Annotated in this window: 1 protein-coding gene; it reads right to left on the minus strand. The window is 65.8% G+C overall.

The window, feature by feature from the left end; genetic code table 11:
• Nucleotides 1-485 (minus strand): MotA/TolQ/ExbB proton channel family protein (locus tag AC1D15_RS33795; RefSeq protein WP_477829503.1); only part of this gene is annotated, 485 nt, incomplete at its 3' end.
• Nucleotides 486-1,082 lie beyond the last annotated feature (597 nt).

Raw genomic sequence — 1,082 nt, forward strand, 5'->3', positions numbered from 1 at the left:
GTGTTGTACAGCGCGACCGAGATGCCGTGCGCCAGCAGTGCCGGGTTGCTGCCGCCGGTGGGCGCCTGCGAGCCGAAGATCTCGATCATGCCGATCACCGTGCCCATCAGGCCCAGCAGCGGCGCGGCCGACGCGATGGTGCCCAGCGTGTTCAGGAAGCGCTCCATCTTGTGCACCGCGCTGCGGCCGGCGGATTCGAACGCGCCGTGCAGGTTGTCGTGCGAGATCCGCGGGTCGGCGATGATCGCGCGCAGGCCGGTGGCGAGCACCTGGCCGAGCAGCGAGTTGTCGGCGAGCTTGTTGACGACGTCGGCGGCCGGCAGGTGGGCGCGGGTGACCGAGATCACTTCATCGAGCAGCCGGGGCGGCGCGATGCGCGCGACCCGCAGGCTGGACAGGCGCTCGATGATCAGCGCGAGCGCAATGATGGAACACAGGAGCAAGGGCCAGATCGGCCAGCCAGCGGCTTGTATGATCGAAAACAATCCGGTCCTCTCAGCAATGATGGGGTGCGGCGATGCGCAGGAGTTGCGACCGACGGCGCGACCGACGGCCGGACCCTGCGGTCCCGTGCGGTCTCTTTTTGGACGCGCGATTATGACCCCAAGGCAGGCCCGCCACGCACAACGGCAAGGCAACCGCATGTTTGCCGGCCGCGGTCCGACACGGTGAGTTGATGTAGTGCCGGCCGACTACATCCTGAGTCCACCGCAACTGTGGATAACTTTGTGGGCAACCGTGGGTCGAACGCGCCAAAGCCGCGCCAAATCAGGCTCTGCCACAGATTGCTCAATCTTTAAGCATGAAAAAAACGTTGAAAATCAATGACTTGGGCGATTGTGAATGCGGCATGACAGCCGAATCGTGCCGCCAGCCCTTGATTGGCGGGCTTGTGGAGTTCTCGACCCGCATGAACGCTGGGTTTGCACATGTTTGAGCGCTCGGCGGGGCGGGGCGAGCGCCAGGTCTGGAGCGTCGCGGGGCTGGTCAACGCGGTGTCGGACGCGCTGGCCGCGCGCTTCAGCGCCTGTGTCGTGCAGGGCGAGCTGTCGGGCTTCTCGCGCGCGGCCAGCGGGCATTGC

Source organism: Rhizobacter sp. P2_H2 (assembly GCF_056403375.1).